At 60.9% G+C, this 15,082-nt stretch carries 10 protein-coding genes; 7 read left to right on the top strand and 3 right to left on the bottom strand.

The annotated features are described in order from the left end of the window. Positions 1 to 27: 27 nt before the first annotated feature. Complete coding sequence (gene dnaE / locus ACR0KX_RS00640; protein WP_170622820.1) at positions 28 to 3,528, bottom strand: DNA polymerase III subunit alpha; 3,501 nt, start codon at positions 3,526 to 3,528, stop codon at positions 28 to 30. A 344-nt stretch (positions 3,529 to 3,872) separates the two neighbouring features. On the opposite strand from dnaE, the gene xdhA reads away from it, so the two are divergent. The 7 genes from xdhA (at position 3,873) to ACR0KX_RS00605 (ending at position 13,289) form a co-directional block, all read left to right on the top strand. Beyond that, complete coding sequence (gene xdhA, locus ACR0KX_RS00635; RefSeq protein WP_480707727.1) at positions 3,873 to 5,270, top strand: xanthine dehydrogenase small subunit; 1,398 nt, start codon at positions 3,873 to 3,875, stop codon at positions 5,268 to 5,270. Next, complete coding sequence (gene xdhB / locus ACR0KX_RS00630; protein ID WP_480626378.1) at positions 5,267 to 7,669, top strand: xanthine dehydrogenase molybdopterin binding subunit; 2,403 nt, start codon at positions 5,267 to 5,269, stop codon at positions 7,667 to 7,669. The genes xdhA and xdhB overlap by 4 nt, the downstream gene beginning before the upstream one ends. Beyond that, positions 7,669 to 8,604 (top strand): xanthine dehydrogenase accessory protein XdhC, encoded by a 936-nt coding sequence (gene xdhC, locus ACR0KX_RS00625; protein WP_170622813.1) that lies wholly within the window; start codon positions 7,669 to 7,671, stop codon positions 8,602 to 8,604. Before xdhB ends, xdhC begins: the two co-directional genes overlap by 1 nt. Next, on the top strand, positions 8,601 to 10,118 hold the full coding sequence (locus ACR0KX_RS00620; RefSeq protein WP_170452752.1) for an ABC transporter ATP-binding protein: 1,518 nt from the start codon (positions 8,601 to 8,603) through the stop codon (positions 10,116 to 10,118). The genes xdhC and ACR0KX_RS00620 overlap by 4 nt, the downstream gene beginning before the upstream one ends. Positions 10,119 to 10,181: 63 nt before the next feature. Beyond that, positions 10,182 to 11,264, top strand: coding sequence for an ABC transporter permease (locus tag ACR0KX_RS00615; protein WP_170452754.1), 1,083 nt, complete (start codon positions 10,182 to 10,184; stop codon positions 11,262 to 11,264). Next, complete coding sequence (locus ACR0KX_RS00610) at positions 11,264 to 12,184, top strand: ABC transporter permease (RefSeq protein WP_170452756.1); 921 nt, start codon at positions 11,264 to 11,266, stop codon at positions 12,182 to 12,184. The genes ACR0KX_RS00615 and ACR0KX_RS00610 overlap by 1 nt, the downstream gene beginning before the upstream one ends. 31 nt (positions 12,185 to 12,215) lie before the next feature. Beyond that, positions 12,216 to 13,289: a BMP family ABC transporter substrate-binding protein gene (locus tag ACR0KX_RS00605; RefSeq protein WP_170452758.1), complete on the top strand. Its 1,074-nt coding sequence runs from the start codon at positions 12,216 to 12,218 to the stop codon at positions 13,287 to 13,289. 70 nt (positions 13,290 to 13,359) lie between these two features. On the opposite strand, the gene ACR0KX_RS00600 is transcribed toward ACR0KX_RS00605, so the two are convergent. Further along, complete coding sequence (locus ACR0KX_RS00600) at positions 13,360 to 14,007, bottom strand: sulfotransferase family 2 domain-containing protein (protein ID WP_170452760.1); 648 nt, start codon at positions 14,005 to 14,007, stop codon at positions 13,360 to 13,362. A gap of 100 nt (positions 14,008 to 14,107) precedes the next feature. After that, on the bottom strand, positions 14,108 to 14,764 hold the full coding sequence (locus ACR0KX_RS00595; RefSeq protein WP_170452763.1) for an outer membrane beta-barrel protein: 657 nt from the start codon (positions 14,762 to 14,764) through the stop codon (positions 14,108 to 14,110). Positions 14,765 to 15,082 lie beyond the last annotated feature (318 nt).

Here is a 15,082-nt window from a genome sequence, read left to right as displayed (position 1 = left end):
AAAAGGCTGTGGCAACAAATCCGAGGGTCAGACCTCTTCGACCGACAGAACGCCATCCAGCGATTTGATCGCACCCTTGATCTGCGGGTTGATCGGAAACTCCTGCCCCAGGTCCATCTCAACGTCGCCGGGCAGGGTCGGATCCATCAAGCACACCTGTATCGGCCCCTTGGATGCCCCCTTGGTGACGCTCGCCGCGTCTGCCAGCACCGTGGCGACGGTGGACAGGACCTGCGGTTGCTCCACAAAGATGCGCAGGCCGGTTGCCCCGGCCTCGGCAACAACCGAATCCGCCGGACCAACCGAGCGGCCCAGCAGTTTCAGCTGATCGGCCTCCATTGTTGCCTCGGCCGTCAGGACCACCTGCGCACCGGTTTCCAGAAACTCGCGGCATTTCTCCAACGTGTCCGAGAACAGCGTGACCTCATATGCCCCCGTCGGGTCCGAAAGCTGGGCAAAGGCAAACCGGTTGCCGCGCGCGGATTTCCGTTCCTGCCGCCCGGCCACGACACCGGCCATTTTGGCGATCAACGGGCCCGAGCGCGCCTTTTCCGTCACCTCGTCCAGCGTCAGCACCTGTTTGCGCTTCAGCGCGGGCATGTAGTCGTCCAGCGGGTGGCCGGACAGGTAGAAGCCAATGGCCTTGAACTCTTCGCTCAACCGTTCGGCAGGCAGCCAGTCGGGCGTGGGCGACAGGCGGGGTTCGGGCAGGTCGTCCCCTGCCTCACCAAACAGCGACACCTGGTTCGAGTTCTTCTGTTCATGGATCGCCGCCGAATATTGCACCAGCGGATCGAGGCTTTCGAACACCCGGCGGCGGTTCTTGTCGAGTTGGTCGAAGGCCCCGGCCCGTGCCATCATTTCCAACGGGCGCTTGCCGACCTTCTTCAGGTCAACACGGCGGGCAAAGTCGAACAGGTTGACAAACGGCTTATCCCCGCGCCCTTCGACCACCAGATTCATCGCCTCGACGCCCACGTTTTTCAACGCGCCCAGCGCATAGACCAGATGCCCTTCGACCACATCGAACGTCGCCAGCGAGCGGTTCACGCAAGGCGGCACATAGGGCAATTCCAGACCCTTGCGGACCTCTTCGAAATAAATCGCCAGCTTGTCGGTCAGATGGATATCGCAGTTCATGACGCCCGCCATGAACTCGACCGGATGGTTCGCCTTCAGCCAGCCAGTCTGATAGCTGACCACCGCATAGGCTGCCGCGTGGGATTTGTTGAAACCATAGTTGGCGAATTTCTCGAGCAGGTCGAAAACCTCGGACGCCTTCTTGGCATCCACGCCATTCTCACCCGCGCCTTTTTCGAACTTGGGCCGCTCGGCATCCATCGCCTCTTTGATCTTTTTACCCATCGCGCGGCGCAGCAGGTCGGCCCCGCCAAGGCTGTACCCTGCCATCACCTGAGCGATCTGCATCACCTGTTCCTGATAAACGATGATGCCCTGCGTTTCTTCAAGGATATGGTCGATCAGAGGGTGAACAGATTCGATCTTGCGCAGCCCGTTCTTGACCTCGCAATAGGTCGGGATGTTCTCCATCGGACCGGGACGATAGAGCGCCACCAGCGCCACGATATCCTCGATACAGGTGGGTTTCATGCGCTTGAGCGCATCCATCATGCCGGTGGATTCCACCTGGAACACCGCCACCGTCTTGGCCGCAGAATAAAGCTTGTAGGTCGCCTCATCATCCAGCGGGATGGCGTTGATCTGGTTCTCGGCCCCTTCGGCGGGTTCATAAAGCTCCGTGCCATCCGCCGCCACATGCAAGGGCCGCCCGGATTTGAAGATCAGATCCATCGCGTTCTGGATCACCGTCAGCGTTTTCAGGCCCAGAAAGTCGAACTTTACCAACCCGGCCTGTTCCACCCATTTCATGTTGAACTGGGTCGCCGGCATGTCCGAGCGCGGATCCTGATACAGCGGCACCAGCGCATCCAGAGGCCGGTCGCCGATCACAACCCCAGCGGCGTGGGTCGAGGCATTTCGCAGCAACCCCTCGACCTGCTGGCCATAGTTCAGCAGACGGTCCACAACCTCTTCGTTGCGTGCCTCTTCGCGCAGGCGCGGTTCGTCTTTCAGCGCCTTTTCGATGGAGACAGGTTTGACGCCTTCAACCGGGATCATCTTGGACAGGCGATCCACCTGCCCATAAGGCATCTGCAGCACCCGCCCGATATCGCGCACTGCGGCCTTGGACAGCAAAGCACCAAAGGTGATGATCTGCCCCACCTTGTCGCGCCCGTATTTCTGCTGCACGTAACGGATCACCTCTTCGCGGCGGTCCATGCAAAAGTCGATGTCGAAGTCGGGCATCGACACCCGCTCGGGGTTCAAAAACCGTTCAAACAGCAGCGAATAGCGCAGCGGATCAAGGTCGGTGATCGTCAGCGCATAGGCCACCAGCGAGCCCGCGCCCGAGCCCCGCCCCGGCCCCACCGGAATGTCGTGATCCTTGGCCCATTGGATAAAGTCCGCAACGATCAGGAAGTAACCGGGAAAGCCCATGCCTTCGATGATACCCAGCTCGAAATCCAGCCGCTCCTGATATTCGTCGGGCGTCACCGCATGGGGGATCACGGCCAGACGTTTCTGCAATCCTTCATTGGCGATGCGGCGCAGTTCGGCGACCTCATCATCAGCAAATTTCGGCAGGATGGGATCGCGACGATAGGCCATAAAGGCGCAACGCCGCGCGATCTCGACCGTGTTTTCTATCGCCTCGGGCAGATCAGCGAACAGCGTCACCATCTCCTGCTGCGACTTGAAATAGTGCTGCGCGGTCAGACGGCGGCGGCCCTCTTGCTGATCGACATAGGCCCCTTCCGAAATACAGATCAGCGCATCATGCGCCTCATACATATCCGAGGTCGGGAAATAGACGTCATTGGTGGCAACCAGCGGCAGGTTCTTGGCATAGGCCATCTCGACATGGCCCCGCTCGGTCAGACGCTCGGCCTCGGGCTGGCCACCTTCACCGGGATGACGCTGCAACTCGATATACAGCCGATCCGGGAACATCCCCGCCAGCCGGTCTACCAGAGCCTCAGCCGCCGGGCGCTGCCCCTGCTGCAACAGCATTCCCACCGGTCCGTCCGGCCCGCCGGACAGGCAGATCAGACCGTCCGACCATTCCGCCAACTCGTCCAGCGTGACCTGCGGCAACTGCCCGCCCTTGTCCACATAAAGGCAGGAACTCAGTTTCATCAGGTTCTCATACCCCACCTCGGACTGCGCCAGCAGCACCAGCGGCGCGGGCGCTTTGGGCTTTTCACCGGGCTGCGCCTGCACATAGGTCAGATCGACCTGACACCCCATGATCGGCTGCACCCCGGCCCCGCTGGCGGTGACGGAAAACTCCAGCGCCGAGAACATCGAATTGGTGTCGGTCACCGCAACGGCGGGCATCTCGGCCTTCTCACAAAGCGCGGGCAGCTTTTTCAGCCGCACGGCGCCTTCCAGCAGGGAATATTCGGTGTGAACGCGGAGGTGAATGAATCGTGGGGAACTGCTCATGACCCCTACGCTATCCCAGCCAGAGGCGCGGCAAAAGCGGGAACCGACGCTTTGGGATGCCTAAAAAATCGGCGCTGATTATTCGTCTTTTTCAGAAGGTGCTTCGGGGGCCGCGGCTAGGCCGCTGCAAAAAACGCTTTAATTTCAATCGCCTGAACATTACTGAAAACCCGCACCTTCGCGCCGACTGGGGGTAATGGTACATCACATAGGCAGTTTTTCTTGCCAGAGAACCTGCCCTGTTTCTAACATCACACGGCAAGCACTCCGCCCGCCACTCTTTCTACGTCGCATCGAAGGAGGGCACCCAAGGGCGCAACCGGGTAACGCGACGGGTTTCTCGTATGACGATCACGTTTCTTCTGAACGGAGAGACAGTGGAACTGGCGGATGTCGATCCGACAGCCACCCTGCTGGACTGGCTGCGCGAGGATCGCGGCCTGACCGGCACCAAGGAAGGTTGCAACGAAGGCGACTGCGGCGCCTGCACCGTCATGGTGACGGATGCGGATGGCCACAAGGCGCTCAATTCCTGCATTCTGTTCCTGCCCCAGTTACACGGCAAAGCGGTCCGCACCGTCGAAGGGGCCAGCGGTCCAAACGGCGAAGCCCACCCGGTGCAACAGGCCATGGTCGACCTGCATGGCTCGCAATGCGGCTTCTGCACCCCGGGCTTCGTGATGTCGATGGTCGCAAGCCACGCCACCGGTGCCACCGATCACGACACGCAACTGGCCGGAAACCTCTGCCGCTGCACCGGCTACGCCCCGATCATCCGCGCCGCCCAAGCCGCCGAACCAAAACCGACACCGGACTGGATCACCAACGACCAGTCCTTCTCTTGTTCAAAAATACCTCGGGGGGAGGCCGCAGGCCGGGGGGCAGAGCCCCCCTTCCTCCCCAACAACCCCGACGAACTGGCAGCTCTTTACGCTGAACACCCAAGCGCCACCCTGATCGCCGGGGCCACCGATGTCGGGCTTTGGGTTACCAAGCAGCTGCGCGATCTGGACCCGGTGATTTTCCTCAGCCGCTGCGACGACCTGAAACAGATCAGCATCACCGATGACGAAATCCGCTTTGGCGCGATGGTCGATATGAACCGCATGGGCGCGGCGCTGGCCGATCTGCACCCTTCCTACGCCGAAATGATCCGCCGTTACGCCAGCGTTCAGGTGCGCCACGCGGCCACCGTGGGCGGCAACATCGCCAACGGCTCGCCCATCGGGGACAACCCGCCCGCCCTGATCGCGCTGAACGCCACGCTGCACCTGCGCAAAGGCGACACCCGCCGGGCCCTGCCGCTTGAGCAGTTCTTTATCGACTACGGCAAACAGGACCGCACCCCCGGTGAGTTCGTCGAGGCCGTCAGCTTTCCGCGTCAACCCGACCGGCTGAAGGCGTATAAACTCAGCAAACGGTTCGATCAGGATATCTCGGCCGTCTGCGGCTGTTTCAACATCACCGTCTCGGACGGCACCATCACCCAGGCGCGCATCGCGTTTGGCGGCATGGCAGCCATCCCGAAACGGGCAACTCAGGTCGAGGCTGCTTTGATCGGCAAATCCTGGACCCGCGACACCATTCAGGCCGCGCGTTCCGCCTTTGCCGACGATTTCACCCCAATGACCGACATGCGCGCCTCGGCCACCTATCGTTTGGAAACCGCCAAAGCGATGCTTGAGAGATACTTCCTCGAAGATCAAGGCGAGGTGACAAACGTGCTGGAGGTGTCGGCATGAGCGTGACCAAACCCCTGCCGCATGACGCGGCACCGCTGCATGTCTCGGGCACCGCGCGCTATGTGGACGACATCCCGACCCCCAAAGGATCGCTGCATCTGGCCTTTGGTCTCAGCCCGATCGCCAAGGGCAGGATCACCGCGATGGACCTGTCTGCGGCGAAGGTCGCCGACGGGGTCGTCGCGGTCCTGACCGCAGACGACCTGCCCTTTGCCAACGACGTCTCGCCCTCGATCCACGATGAGCCGCTACTGTCGGACGGCACCGTTCACTATATCGGCCAGCCGGTATTTCTGGTTATCGCCACCAGCCATCTGGCCGCCCGCAAAGCCGCGCGTCTGGGGCAGATCGATTATGCCGAAGGCACCCCGATCCTGACGGTCGAAGAGGCTCTGGCCGCCGACAGCCGGTTCGAAGACGGCCCGCGCATCTACGCCAAAGGCGACGCCGACGCGGCCATCGCGGGTGCGGCCCATGTGATCGAAGGCACGTTCGAGATCGGCGGGCAGGAGCATTTCTACCTCGAAGGGCAGGCCGCGCTGGCCGTGCCGAACGAGGGCGGCGACATGCTGGTCCACAGCTCGACCCAGCACCCGACCGAGATTCAGCACAAGGTGGCGGACGCCCTGGGCGTGCCCATGCACGCGGTCCGGGTTGAGACCCGGCGGATGGGCGGTGGCTTCGGCGGCAAGGAAAGTCAGGGCAACGCTCTGGCCGTTGCCTGCGCCGTGGCGGCGCGGGCAACCGGCAAAGCCTGCAAGATGCGCTATGACCGCGACGATGACATGACCATCACCGGCAAGCGCCACGCGTTCCGGATTTCTTACAAGGCCGGGTTCGATGACAATGGTCACATTCAGGGCGTCTCGTTCCTGCAATATGCGATCTGTGGCTGGGCGCAGGACCTGTCCCTGCCTGTCGCCGACCGCGCCATGCTGCATTCGGACAATGCCTATCTGCTGCCCAACGCGCGCATCGAAAGCCACCGGCTGAAAACCAACACCCAATCCGCCACCGCCTATCGCGGGTTCGGAGGTCCTCAGGGCATGGTCGGGATCGAGCGCGTGATGGATCACGCCGCGCATGAACTGGGACTGGACCCGGTCGAACTGCGGCGGCGGAACTACTACGAGCCTGCGCATGTTGTTGCTGACCCTGTTCTCACGGAAAAACCGCTCGGTCACCCCGACCCGCACGAAGACCTGACCAGCCGCGGCGCGGTTGAGACCGGCAACGCCCCAGTGCGCCCCCTGCCCGCAGGCGGCAACACCACCCCCTACGGCATGGAGGTCAGCGATTTCGAACTGCACGGCATGACCGAGGCGTTGCTGAAATCCAGCGACTATACCGCGCGCAAGGCCGCTATCGAGAAATGGAACGCCGAAAACGCTGTTATCAAGAAGGGCATCGCCTTCTCTCCGGTCAAGTTCGGTATCTCCTTCACGCTGACCCACCTGAATCAGGCGGGGGCGCTGGTGCATGTCTATCAGGACGGCTCGGTCCACCTGAACCATGGCGGCACGGAAATGGGTCAGGGCCTGTTCCAGAAGGTGGCGCAGGTCGCAGCCTCGCGCTTTGATATCCCGCTTGAGATGGTGAAGATCACCGCCACCGATACCGCCAAGGTGCCCAATACCTCGGCCACGGCGGCATCCTCGGGCAGTGACCTGAACGGCATGGCGGTCAAGGCCGCCTGCGACACGATCCGCGACCGGATGGCTGACTATCTGGCCGAACGGCATCAGGCCGATCCGTCGACCGTGACCTTCTCGGACGGGCATGTGTCGGTCGGTGAGGAACGCTATACCTTCGCCGAGGCTGCTGCGCTGGTCTATCAGGGCCGGGTCAGCCTGTCGGCGACCGGTTTCTACAAGACGCCCAAGATCGAATGGGATCGGATCAAGGGCCGGGGTCGCCCGTTCTTCTACTTCGCCTATGGGGCCTCGGTGACCGAAGTTGCCGTAGATACTCTGACCGGCGAAAACCGCATTCTGCGCACGGATATTCTGCATGACGCAGGGGCCTCGCTGAACCCCGCGCTGGATATCGGACAGGTCGAAGGTGGCTATGTGCAAGGCGCGGGCTGGCTAACGACCGAGGAACTGGTCTGGGACCACAAGGGCAATCTGCGCACCCATGCGCCCTCGACCTATAAAATCCCCGCCTGTTCCGACCGGCCCGACATCTTCAACGTCGCGTTGTGGGACGGTGAAAACCGCGAGGATACGATCTATCGCTCGAAAGCGGTGGGAGAGCCGCCCTTCATGCTGGGCATCTCGGCCTGGCTGGCGCTGTCGAATGCAGTGGCGGCCTGCGGGGATGGATACCCGGCATTGGATGCCCCCGCCACGGCCGAGGAAGTCTGGCGAGGTGTCCAAAGGATGAAGGGAGGCATCTGATGGGATTTGATCTGGAGGCTTTGAGGGAGGCGGTCAAAACCCACGGAAAAGTGGTCCGGTTGGTCATAGCCGGGATTAAAGGGTCGTCCCCGCGCGAGGTCGGTGCCGCGATGCTGGTCTGGGAGGGCGGGCAATCGGGCACCATCGGCGGCGGTACGTTGGAGTATCAGGCGGCGCAAGCCGCGCGCCATCAGACCGATCGGGTACGGCTGAGCCAACACGCGCTTGGCCCGGATATGGGCCAGTGCTGCGGCGGGGCGGTATCGCTGCTGAGCGAGGTTTATGACCTTGATGCGGTCAACACTCTGGATGACAAGTTCATCGCTCGCCCGGTTTCGGGTGGCGAAATGCCCCTGTCCGTCAAACGGCTGCTGGCGCGGGCGCGGGGTCAGGGCATCGAGCCAGACCCGCAACTGATTGACGGATGGATGATCGAACCGGTTCACCAACCGGCTCGCAATCTCTGGATATGGGGCGCTGGCCATGTGGGCCGGGCGTTGGTTGATGTCCTGTCACCCCTGCCCGATCTGGCGATCACATGGCTTGATACCGGGCCAGAGCGCTTCCCCGAAACCGTGCCGCGCGGCGTTACCGTCGTCCCGGCGGCAAAACCGGCGGAACTGGTGCGCCATGCGCCCCGTGATGCCGAACACCTTGTGCTGACATATTCACACACTCTGGACTTGGAACTGTGCAACCGGCTGCTTTTGCACGATTTCCGCTTTGCTGGGCTGATTGGCTCGGCTACGAAATGGGCGCGATTCCGGTCGCGGTTGGCGGCCCTTGGGCATTCGCCCGAGCGGATCAGCCGGATCACCTGTCCAATCGGGGACCCCGGCCTGGGCAAACACCCGCAGATGATCGCCGTTGGCGTCGCGGCACAGCTGCTGCGCCCGGCCCGGCGGAACGAATTGAAGAAGGACCTGAGCGCGTGACCACTCCACTTCTAAGCTTGCAAGGGCTGACCAAAGCCTATCCCGGCGTCGTGGCCAATGATCAGGTGTCTTTTGACATTGGCGAAGGCGAGGTTCACGCCCTGCTGGGCGAAAACGGCGCGGGGAAATCCACGCTGGTCAAGATGATCTACGGGCTGGTGAAGCCTGACAGCGGCACAATGCTGCTGCGCGGCCAACCCTTTGCCCCACCTGAGCCCCGCGCGGCGCGGGCAGACGGCATTGCGATGGTGTTCCAGCATTTCTCGCTGTTTGACGCGCTGAATGTGGCCGAGAACATCGCTTTGGGGATGGAGAACCCGCCCCCGATGGGCGATCTGGCCTCGCGTATTCGGCAAGTGTCCGAGACCTATGGCCTGCCGCTGGACCCGTACCGCACGGTCGGTGATCTGTCTGCGGGTGAACGCCAGCGGGTCGAGATCATTCGGTGTCTGCTGCAAGATCCCAAGCTGTTGATCATGGACGAACCGACCAGCGTGCTGACCCCGCAGGAGGTCGAAATCCTGTTCGAGACGCTGAACAAGCTGCGGTCCGAGGGCACCTCGATCCTGTATATCTCGCACAAGCTGGAGGAAATCCGCACGCTGTGTGACCACGCCACGATCCTGCGTCTGGGCAAAAATGTGGGTGAATGCGTGCCGTCCGAGACCTCGGCGCGGGATATGGCCGAAATGATGGTGGGCTCGACCCTGCAGACGCCGGAACGGTCCGGTCGCGCGTTCGGCGAGGTTGCGCTGGATGTCAGCGGCTTGTCGGTGCCGTCGCCATCGGAATTCGGGACGGCGTTGAAGAACGTACATATGACCGTCCGCAAGGGTGAGGTTCTGGGCATTGGTGGCGTTGCCGGGAACGGACAAGATGAATTGCTGGGGGTTCTGTCGGGTGAAATCACGACAGCCGCTGATGCAATCAAGTTCAACGGACAGCCGGTTGGCAAACTTGGACCGAGCGCGCGCCGGAAGCTGGGCGTGCTGACAGCACCCGAGGAACGGCTGGGCCATGCGGCGGCACCGGACATGAGCCTGACTGAGAATGCCCTGCTGACCGGATCTGTCCGCGAAGGGCTGGAGAGCAACGGTTTTCTGAAATGGGCAGAGACCAAGGGTTTCGCCGAGAAGATCATCAAGGCGTTCGACGTGCGCACGCCGGGGCCGGAAAATGCGGCGCGGTCGCTGTCAGGCGGCAATCTGCAGAAATTCGTGATCGGACGCGAAGTGCTGCAGGACCCGGACGTTCTGGTGGTGAACCAGCCGACCTGGGGTGTGGACGCGGCGGCTGCGGCCTCGATCCGTCAGGCGATTCTGGATTTGGCGGCCAAGGGGACAGCGGTTGTCTGTATCTCGCAGGATCTGGATGAGTTGATGGAAATCTCGGACAGCTTTGCCGCCTTGAACGAAGGACGACTGAGCGCGCCACGCCCGACGACGGGTCTGACCGTGGACGAGATCGGCCTGATGATGGGCGGCGCGCATGGCATGGAGGTGGCGCATGTGTGATCTGTTGAGCCGCCTCCGGCGGGAGTATTTACAAAAAGATGAAGAACTTGGGGGGATGAGCAGGTGATTGTGTTGGAGAAGCGGCCGCAGCCGTCGAAGGCGTGGTCTTATGCGACCCCCTTGGTGGCGGTGCTGGCGACCATGGTGTTTGGTGGCATTCTATTCGCCATTTTGGGCAAGAACCCGGTCGAGGCCATTGGCACCATTTTCTGGGATCCTCTGTTCGGTGAGTTCGCCTTTTACTATCGCCCGCAATTGCTGGTGAAAGGCGCGCCGTTGGTTCTGATCGCCATTGGTCTGTCGCTTGGCTTTCGCGCGGGCATCTGGAATATCGGGGCCGAGGGGCAGTATATCATGGGCGCCATTTTCGGCGCGGGCGCTGGTCTGGCGTTTTATCCGCTAGAGGCGTTCTATATCTTTCCGATCATGGTGGTTGCCGGGGCCTTTGGCGGTTGGCTCTGGGCGATGATCCCGGCCTTTCTGAAAGTGCGGTTCGGCACCAACGAAATCCTTGTGTCGCTGATGCTGGTCTATGTGGCCGAGCAGATGCTGGCCTCGGTCTCGCTGGGGCTGTTGAAAAACCCCGAAGGGTTCGGCTTTCCTGGCTCGCGCAACCTGCAATCTTATGACAGCGCGCATAATGCTGAGCTGATCGCCGGTTCGGGGATGCATTGGGGCGTCGTGACCGCGCTGATCGCGGTGATCTTTGCCTATGTGCTGTTGAACCGGCACATGCTGGGCTTCCACATCCGCCTGACCGGCGAGGCCCCAAGGGCCGCGAAATTCGCAGGCGTGAACCCGGCGCGGCTGATCCTGTTCTGTCTGGGCCTGTCCGGCGCGCTGGCAGGGCTTGCCGGGATGTTCGAAGTGTCCGGTCCCTCGGGCGTGGTCAGCATCGACTTTAACGTGGGCTATGGCTTTACCGCGATCATCGTGGCCTTTCTGGGCCGGTTGCATCCGGTGGGTATCCTGCTGGCCGGTGGCCTGATGGCGCTGACCTATATCGGCGGCGAGATTGCGCAATCCCAACTGGGCCTGCCCGCCGCCGCCATTCAGGTATTCCAGGGGATGCTGCTGTTCTTCCTGCTGGCTTTCGATCTTTTGACCAACTACCGCATCCGTGCGGCCCGTAGCGAGGTAGCGTAATGGATCTTGGTGAGATTAACCCCGTCCTTCTGGTCGCCTCGCTGATGGTGGCCGCAACCCCCCTGCTGCTGGCCGCGATCGGAGAGCTGGTCGTCGAAAAGGCTGGCGTTCTGAACCTTGGCGTCGAGGGCATGATGATCGTGGGCGCGATCAGCGGCTTTGCGATCTCGGTCGAGACCGGCTCACCCTGGCTGGGCTTTATTGCTGCCGCGATTGGCGGCGCCGTGCTGTCCCTGCTGTTTGTGCTGCTGACGCAGGTGGCACTGGCCAATCAGGTGGCAAGTGGTTTGGCGCTGACGCTGTTTGGACTGGGGTTCAGTGCGCTGATGGGTCAAAGCTATGTCGGGGTCAAACCCCCCAGCATGGGCGACATCCATATTCCCTTGATCAGTGATATCCCGGTGATTGGGCCGATCCTGTTCCAGCATGATCCGATCCTGTATGTCGGCATTGCGTTGACCGCCGCTGTTTGGGCCACGCTGAAATACACGCGCGTCGGTCTGATCCTGCGTGCAGTGGGCGAAAACCACGACGCGGCACATGCCCTGGGCTACAAGGTCATCAAGATCCGCATTCTGGCGATCCTGTTCGGCGGGGCCTGCGCGGGCCTGGGCGGGGCTTACATCAGCCTGATCCGCGTGCCGCAATGGACCGAGGGCATGACGGCTGGCGTGGGATGGATCGCCTTGGCGCTGGTGGTGTTTGCCAGCTGGAAACCCTGGCGCGCCTTGCTGGGCGCCTATTTGTTCGGCGGAATCACAGTGTTGCAGCTTAATTTGCAGGCAGCGGGCGTTGCCATCCCTGTCGAGTATCTGGCAATGTCGCCCTATATCATCACGATCCTTGTGCTTGTGATCCTTTCGGCCGACAAGAGCAGCGCACCTGCCTCACTGGGCCGGATCTTCCATGCCTCACACTAGGGGCCAACTGAACCAACTTGGGGAGTAACACATGAAATTCACATCACTTCTGGCAAGCGCCGCCATGGCGCTGGGTCTGGCCTCGGGGGCCATGGCCGAAGACAAAACCAAGGTCGGCTTTGTATATGTCGGCCCCGTGGGCGACGGCGGCTGGACCTATGAACACAACAAGGGCCGTCTGGCCGTGGAAGAACACTTTGGCGACAAGGTTGAAACCGTGTTCGTCGAGTCCGTTCCCGAAGGCCCCGACGCCGAGCGTGTGATGACCCAGATGGCGCTGGAAGGCGCGGATCTGATCTTTACAACCTCGTTCGGTTACATGGACCCGACCATCAACGTGGCCAAGAAGTTCCCGGATGTGAAATTCGAGCACGCCACCGGATATAAGACTGCCGACAACGTTTCCGTGTACTCGGCCCGGTTTTACGAAGGTCGCGCGGTTCAGGGCCATATCGCCGGAAACATGACGGAATCGAACATCATCGGTTATATCGGCTCGTACCCGATCCCCGAAGTGATCCGTGGCATCAACTCGGCCTATATCCACGCCAAGAAGGTGAACCCGGATGTCGAGTTCAAGATCGTATGGGCTTACACTTGGTTTGACCCGGCGAAAGAAGCCGACGCCGCCACGGTTCTGATCGAACAGGGCGCGGACGTGATCCTGCAACACACCGACTCGACCGCGCCGCAAGCGGCAGCGCAAGAGGCAGGCAACGTGGTCACCTTTGGTCAGGCCTCGGACATGAGCGAATACGCGCCATTCCCGCGCGTGTCGTCGATCATCGATGATTGGGCACCGTATTACATTGCACGGACCCAGGCCGTTATGGATGGCACATGGGAAAGCGCGAACACCTGGGATGGCATCCGTGAAGGCATGGTCGCAATCGGTGAAATCACCGACGCCGTTCCGGCTGATGTCAAAGAAGAAGCCTTGGCCCTGAAAGCCGCCATGGCTGCCGGTGAATACCACCCCTTCACCGGCCCGCTGAAGAAGCAGGACGGCAGTGACTGGCTGGCCGAGGGCGAAACCGCTGATGACGGTACGCTGGCTGGCATGAACTTCTATGTCGAGGGGCTGGAAGGCGAAATTCCGCAGTAAGTCCTAAGTCAAGCAAACAGAGAAAGCCCGCACCGACGTGCGGGCTTTTTTTGTCTCGGAATTAACCCGCTTAGAACAGGCCAAGGAACTTTGATTTCTTTCGGGTGCTTCCGTCTTCAAAGGAATAGCCAAACAGTTCGATGTCACGCGCGTAGGCCTGCGCAACCACATCCCGGCTGTCGTCATCGAAATAGTCACGGTAGTCCGAACGCGCCGTCTTTTTCCTGTGGCGCACCGTCGACCTTCGAAGGCCAAGCTGTTTCATCACCACTTTGAGATCGTCATCAAAGCGTTCGAACCGGCCGATGAAATCAATCGGCATCTCGCCCGAGCGTGCCGTCAGAAAATAGCTCTGCGGTATGAAATACCGGATCTTGAGGAAACGGTCCGGGTCACGCGCAAATGTCGCCATGAACTCATCAAACGACCCGCAATCGCTGACTTCTGTCAAATCCGGGCGCCGCTGGCACACATAGTGATAGGCCGAGACAAAGCGATCCCACGGGTTTCTGACGAACGCGAACTTGTAGTAGTCATCGGCCTCATCCCCCACCAGTTTCAGCAGCCCGGATATGGTCGCGCGTTCTTCATCTTGTGGATGGCGTTCGTTTACACGACGACTCAACAGATGGTCCCGCTTGAGCAAAGTGGTCACAGTCGAACCGCCGGTTTTCGGGATGTGCACGAACACGGTGCGAAGATTGGGATATACAGGCATCCGGCTTCCTTAACTGTGCCACGTGTCGGCGTGGTACGGCTTTGGTGATCGGTTGGTTCAGCGGTCAAACGCGTGTACCGCCACTTCGGCGCGGTCGCAATCAGAACCGATATGCGACACGCGCGGTTATGGTGCTCAGATCAAAGTCACTGTCGTTGGATGCTTCGTCAAACTGGCCCGAGACGTCGCGATAGGTGTAATCAGCGGCAACGAACCAGCGATCCGTGACGTTGTATTCGACGCCCACGCCGATATTGAAACCATCCAGCGTCGTTTGACTTTCCCGAGACTCAAAAGCTGCGCTTGGATGAACACGCAGGCGCGACCAGGACCAGCCCACGGCACCGTAAAGCAAAAAATCACCGCGGATATAGCCCACGCGCCCGCGCACGTCTGCGAAATCCATGACTTCACGGTTTTCCGGTGCGGGTGCTCCGCGTTCAAGCACGTAAGACAGGTTCGAATACCGGGCTTCGGCGCCGTACAAGATATTGCCGCGTTGCAGGTTGTAGCCAACCAAGACACCGAAACTGCGTCCGTTATCCGGATCGAAAGAGGCATCTAAGGTTCCACCGGACAAGACAGGGTAATCCGTGTCACCGCTTGCCGTGGCAGCGCCAATTTCCAACCCGGCATAGAGGCCATGAAAGGCCCCGTCAGCCCCTGTCAGCCCATCTTGCGCCTGCGCGGTTTCTGGAATGAACAGCGCAAGCTGTGCTAGCACAATACCTGCTACCGCATTTCGCATCTTCGACATACGTAACACCTCAATCGTTCCTTTTTTCGCCGCCTTACAGCGCCCGATACACAAAATCTAGCAGCACCTTCTGAAAAGCCAAAAACGACTTATTCTTTTCGCGCGCCTGCGGGACATACCCGCAACAGTCGCTAAAATAATGGGCATCTTCCAAGTTGTGCCTGATCAAATCGGCCCGTTCGTAACTCACTGTCTCATCTTGAGAATACCACGGGCAAGCGCATTCCTAAATCCCTTATCGTCCTGAACACTCGGGACATGTTCGCCGCATGGCGCTAAAGCCACATTGCACCCGTTGAGTGATCGGATGCTCTGACC

The sequence above is a fragment of the Ruegeria sp. BG5 genome, assembly GCF_056538425.1.
The sequence above is the reverse complement of the archived record's forward strand: the minus strand, read 5'-3'. Positions and strand labels throughout refer to the sequence as shown.

What these genes read in the sequence shown, in the direction of transcription:
- ACR0KX_RS00595 (WP_170452763.1), bottom strand. Translation starts at nt 14,764, where the DNA reads ATGTCGAAGATGCGAAATGCGGTAGCAGGTATTGTGCTAGCACAGCTT.
- xdhC (WP_170622813.1), top strand. Translation starts at nt 7,669, where the DNA reads ATGGGATTTGATCTGGAGGCTTTGAGGGAGGCGGTCAAAACCCACGGA.
- dnaE (WP_170622820.1), bottom strand. Translation starts at nt 3,528, where the DNA reads ATGAGCAGTTCCCCACGATTCATTCACCTCCGCGTTCACACCGAATAT.
- xdhA (WP_480707727.1), top strand. Translation starts at nt 3,873, where the DNA reads ATGACGATCACGTTTCTTCTGAACGGAGAGACAGTGGAACTGGCGGAT.
- ACR0KX_RS00610 (WP_170452756.1), top strand. Translation starts at nt 11,264, where the DNA reads ATGGATCTTGGTGAGATTAACCCCGTCCTTCTGGTCGCCTCGCTGATG.
- ACR0KX_RS00605 (WP_170452758.1), top strand. Translation starts at nt 12,216, where the DNA reads ATGAAATTCACATCACTTCTGGCAAGCGCCGCCATGGCGCTGGGTCTG.
- ACR0KX_RS00600 (WP_170452760.1), bottom strand. Translation starts at nt 14,007, where the DNA reads ATGCCTGTATATCCCAATCTTCGCACCGTGTTCGTGCACATCCCGAAA.
- xdhB (WP_480626378.1), top strand. Translation starts at nt 5,267, where the DNA reads ATGAGCGTGACCAAACCCCTGCCGCATGACGCGGCACCGCTGCATGTC.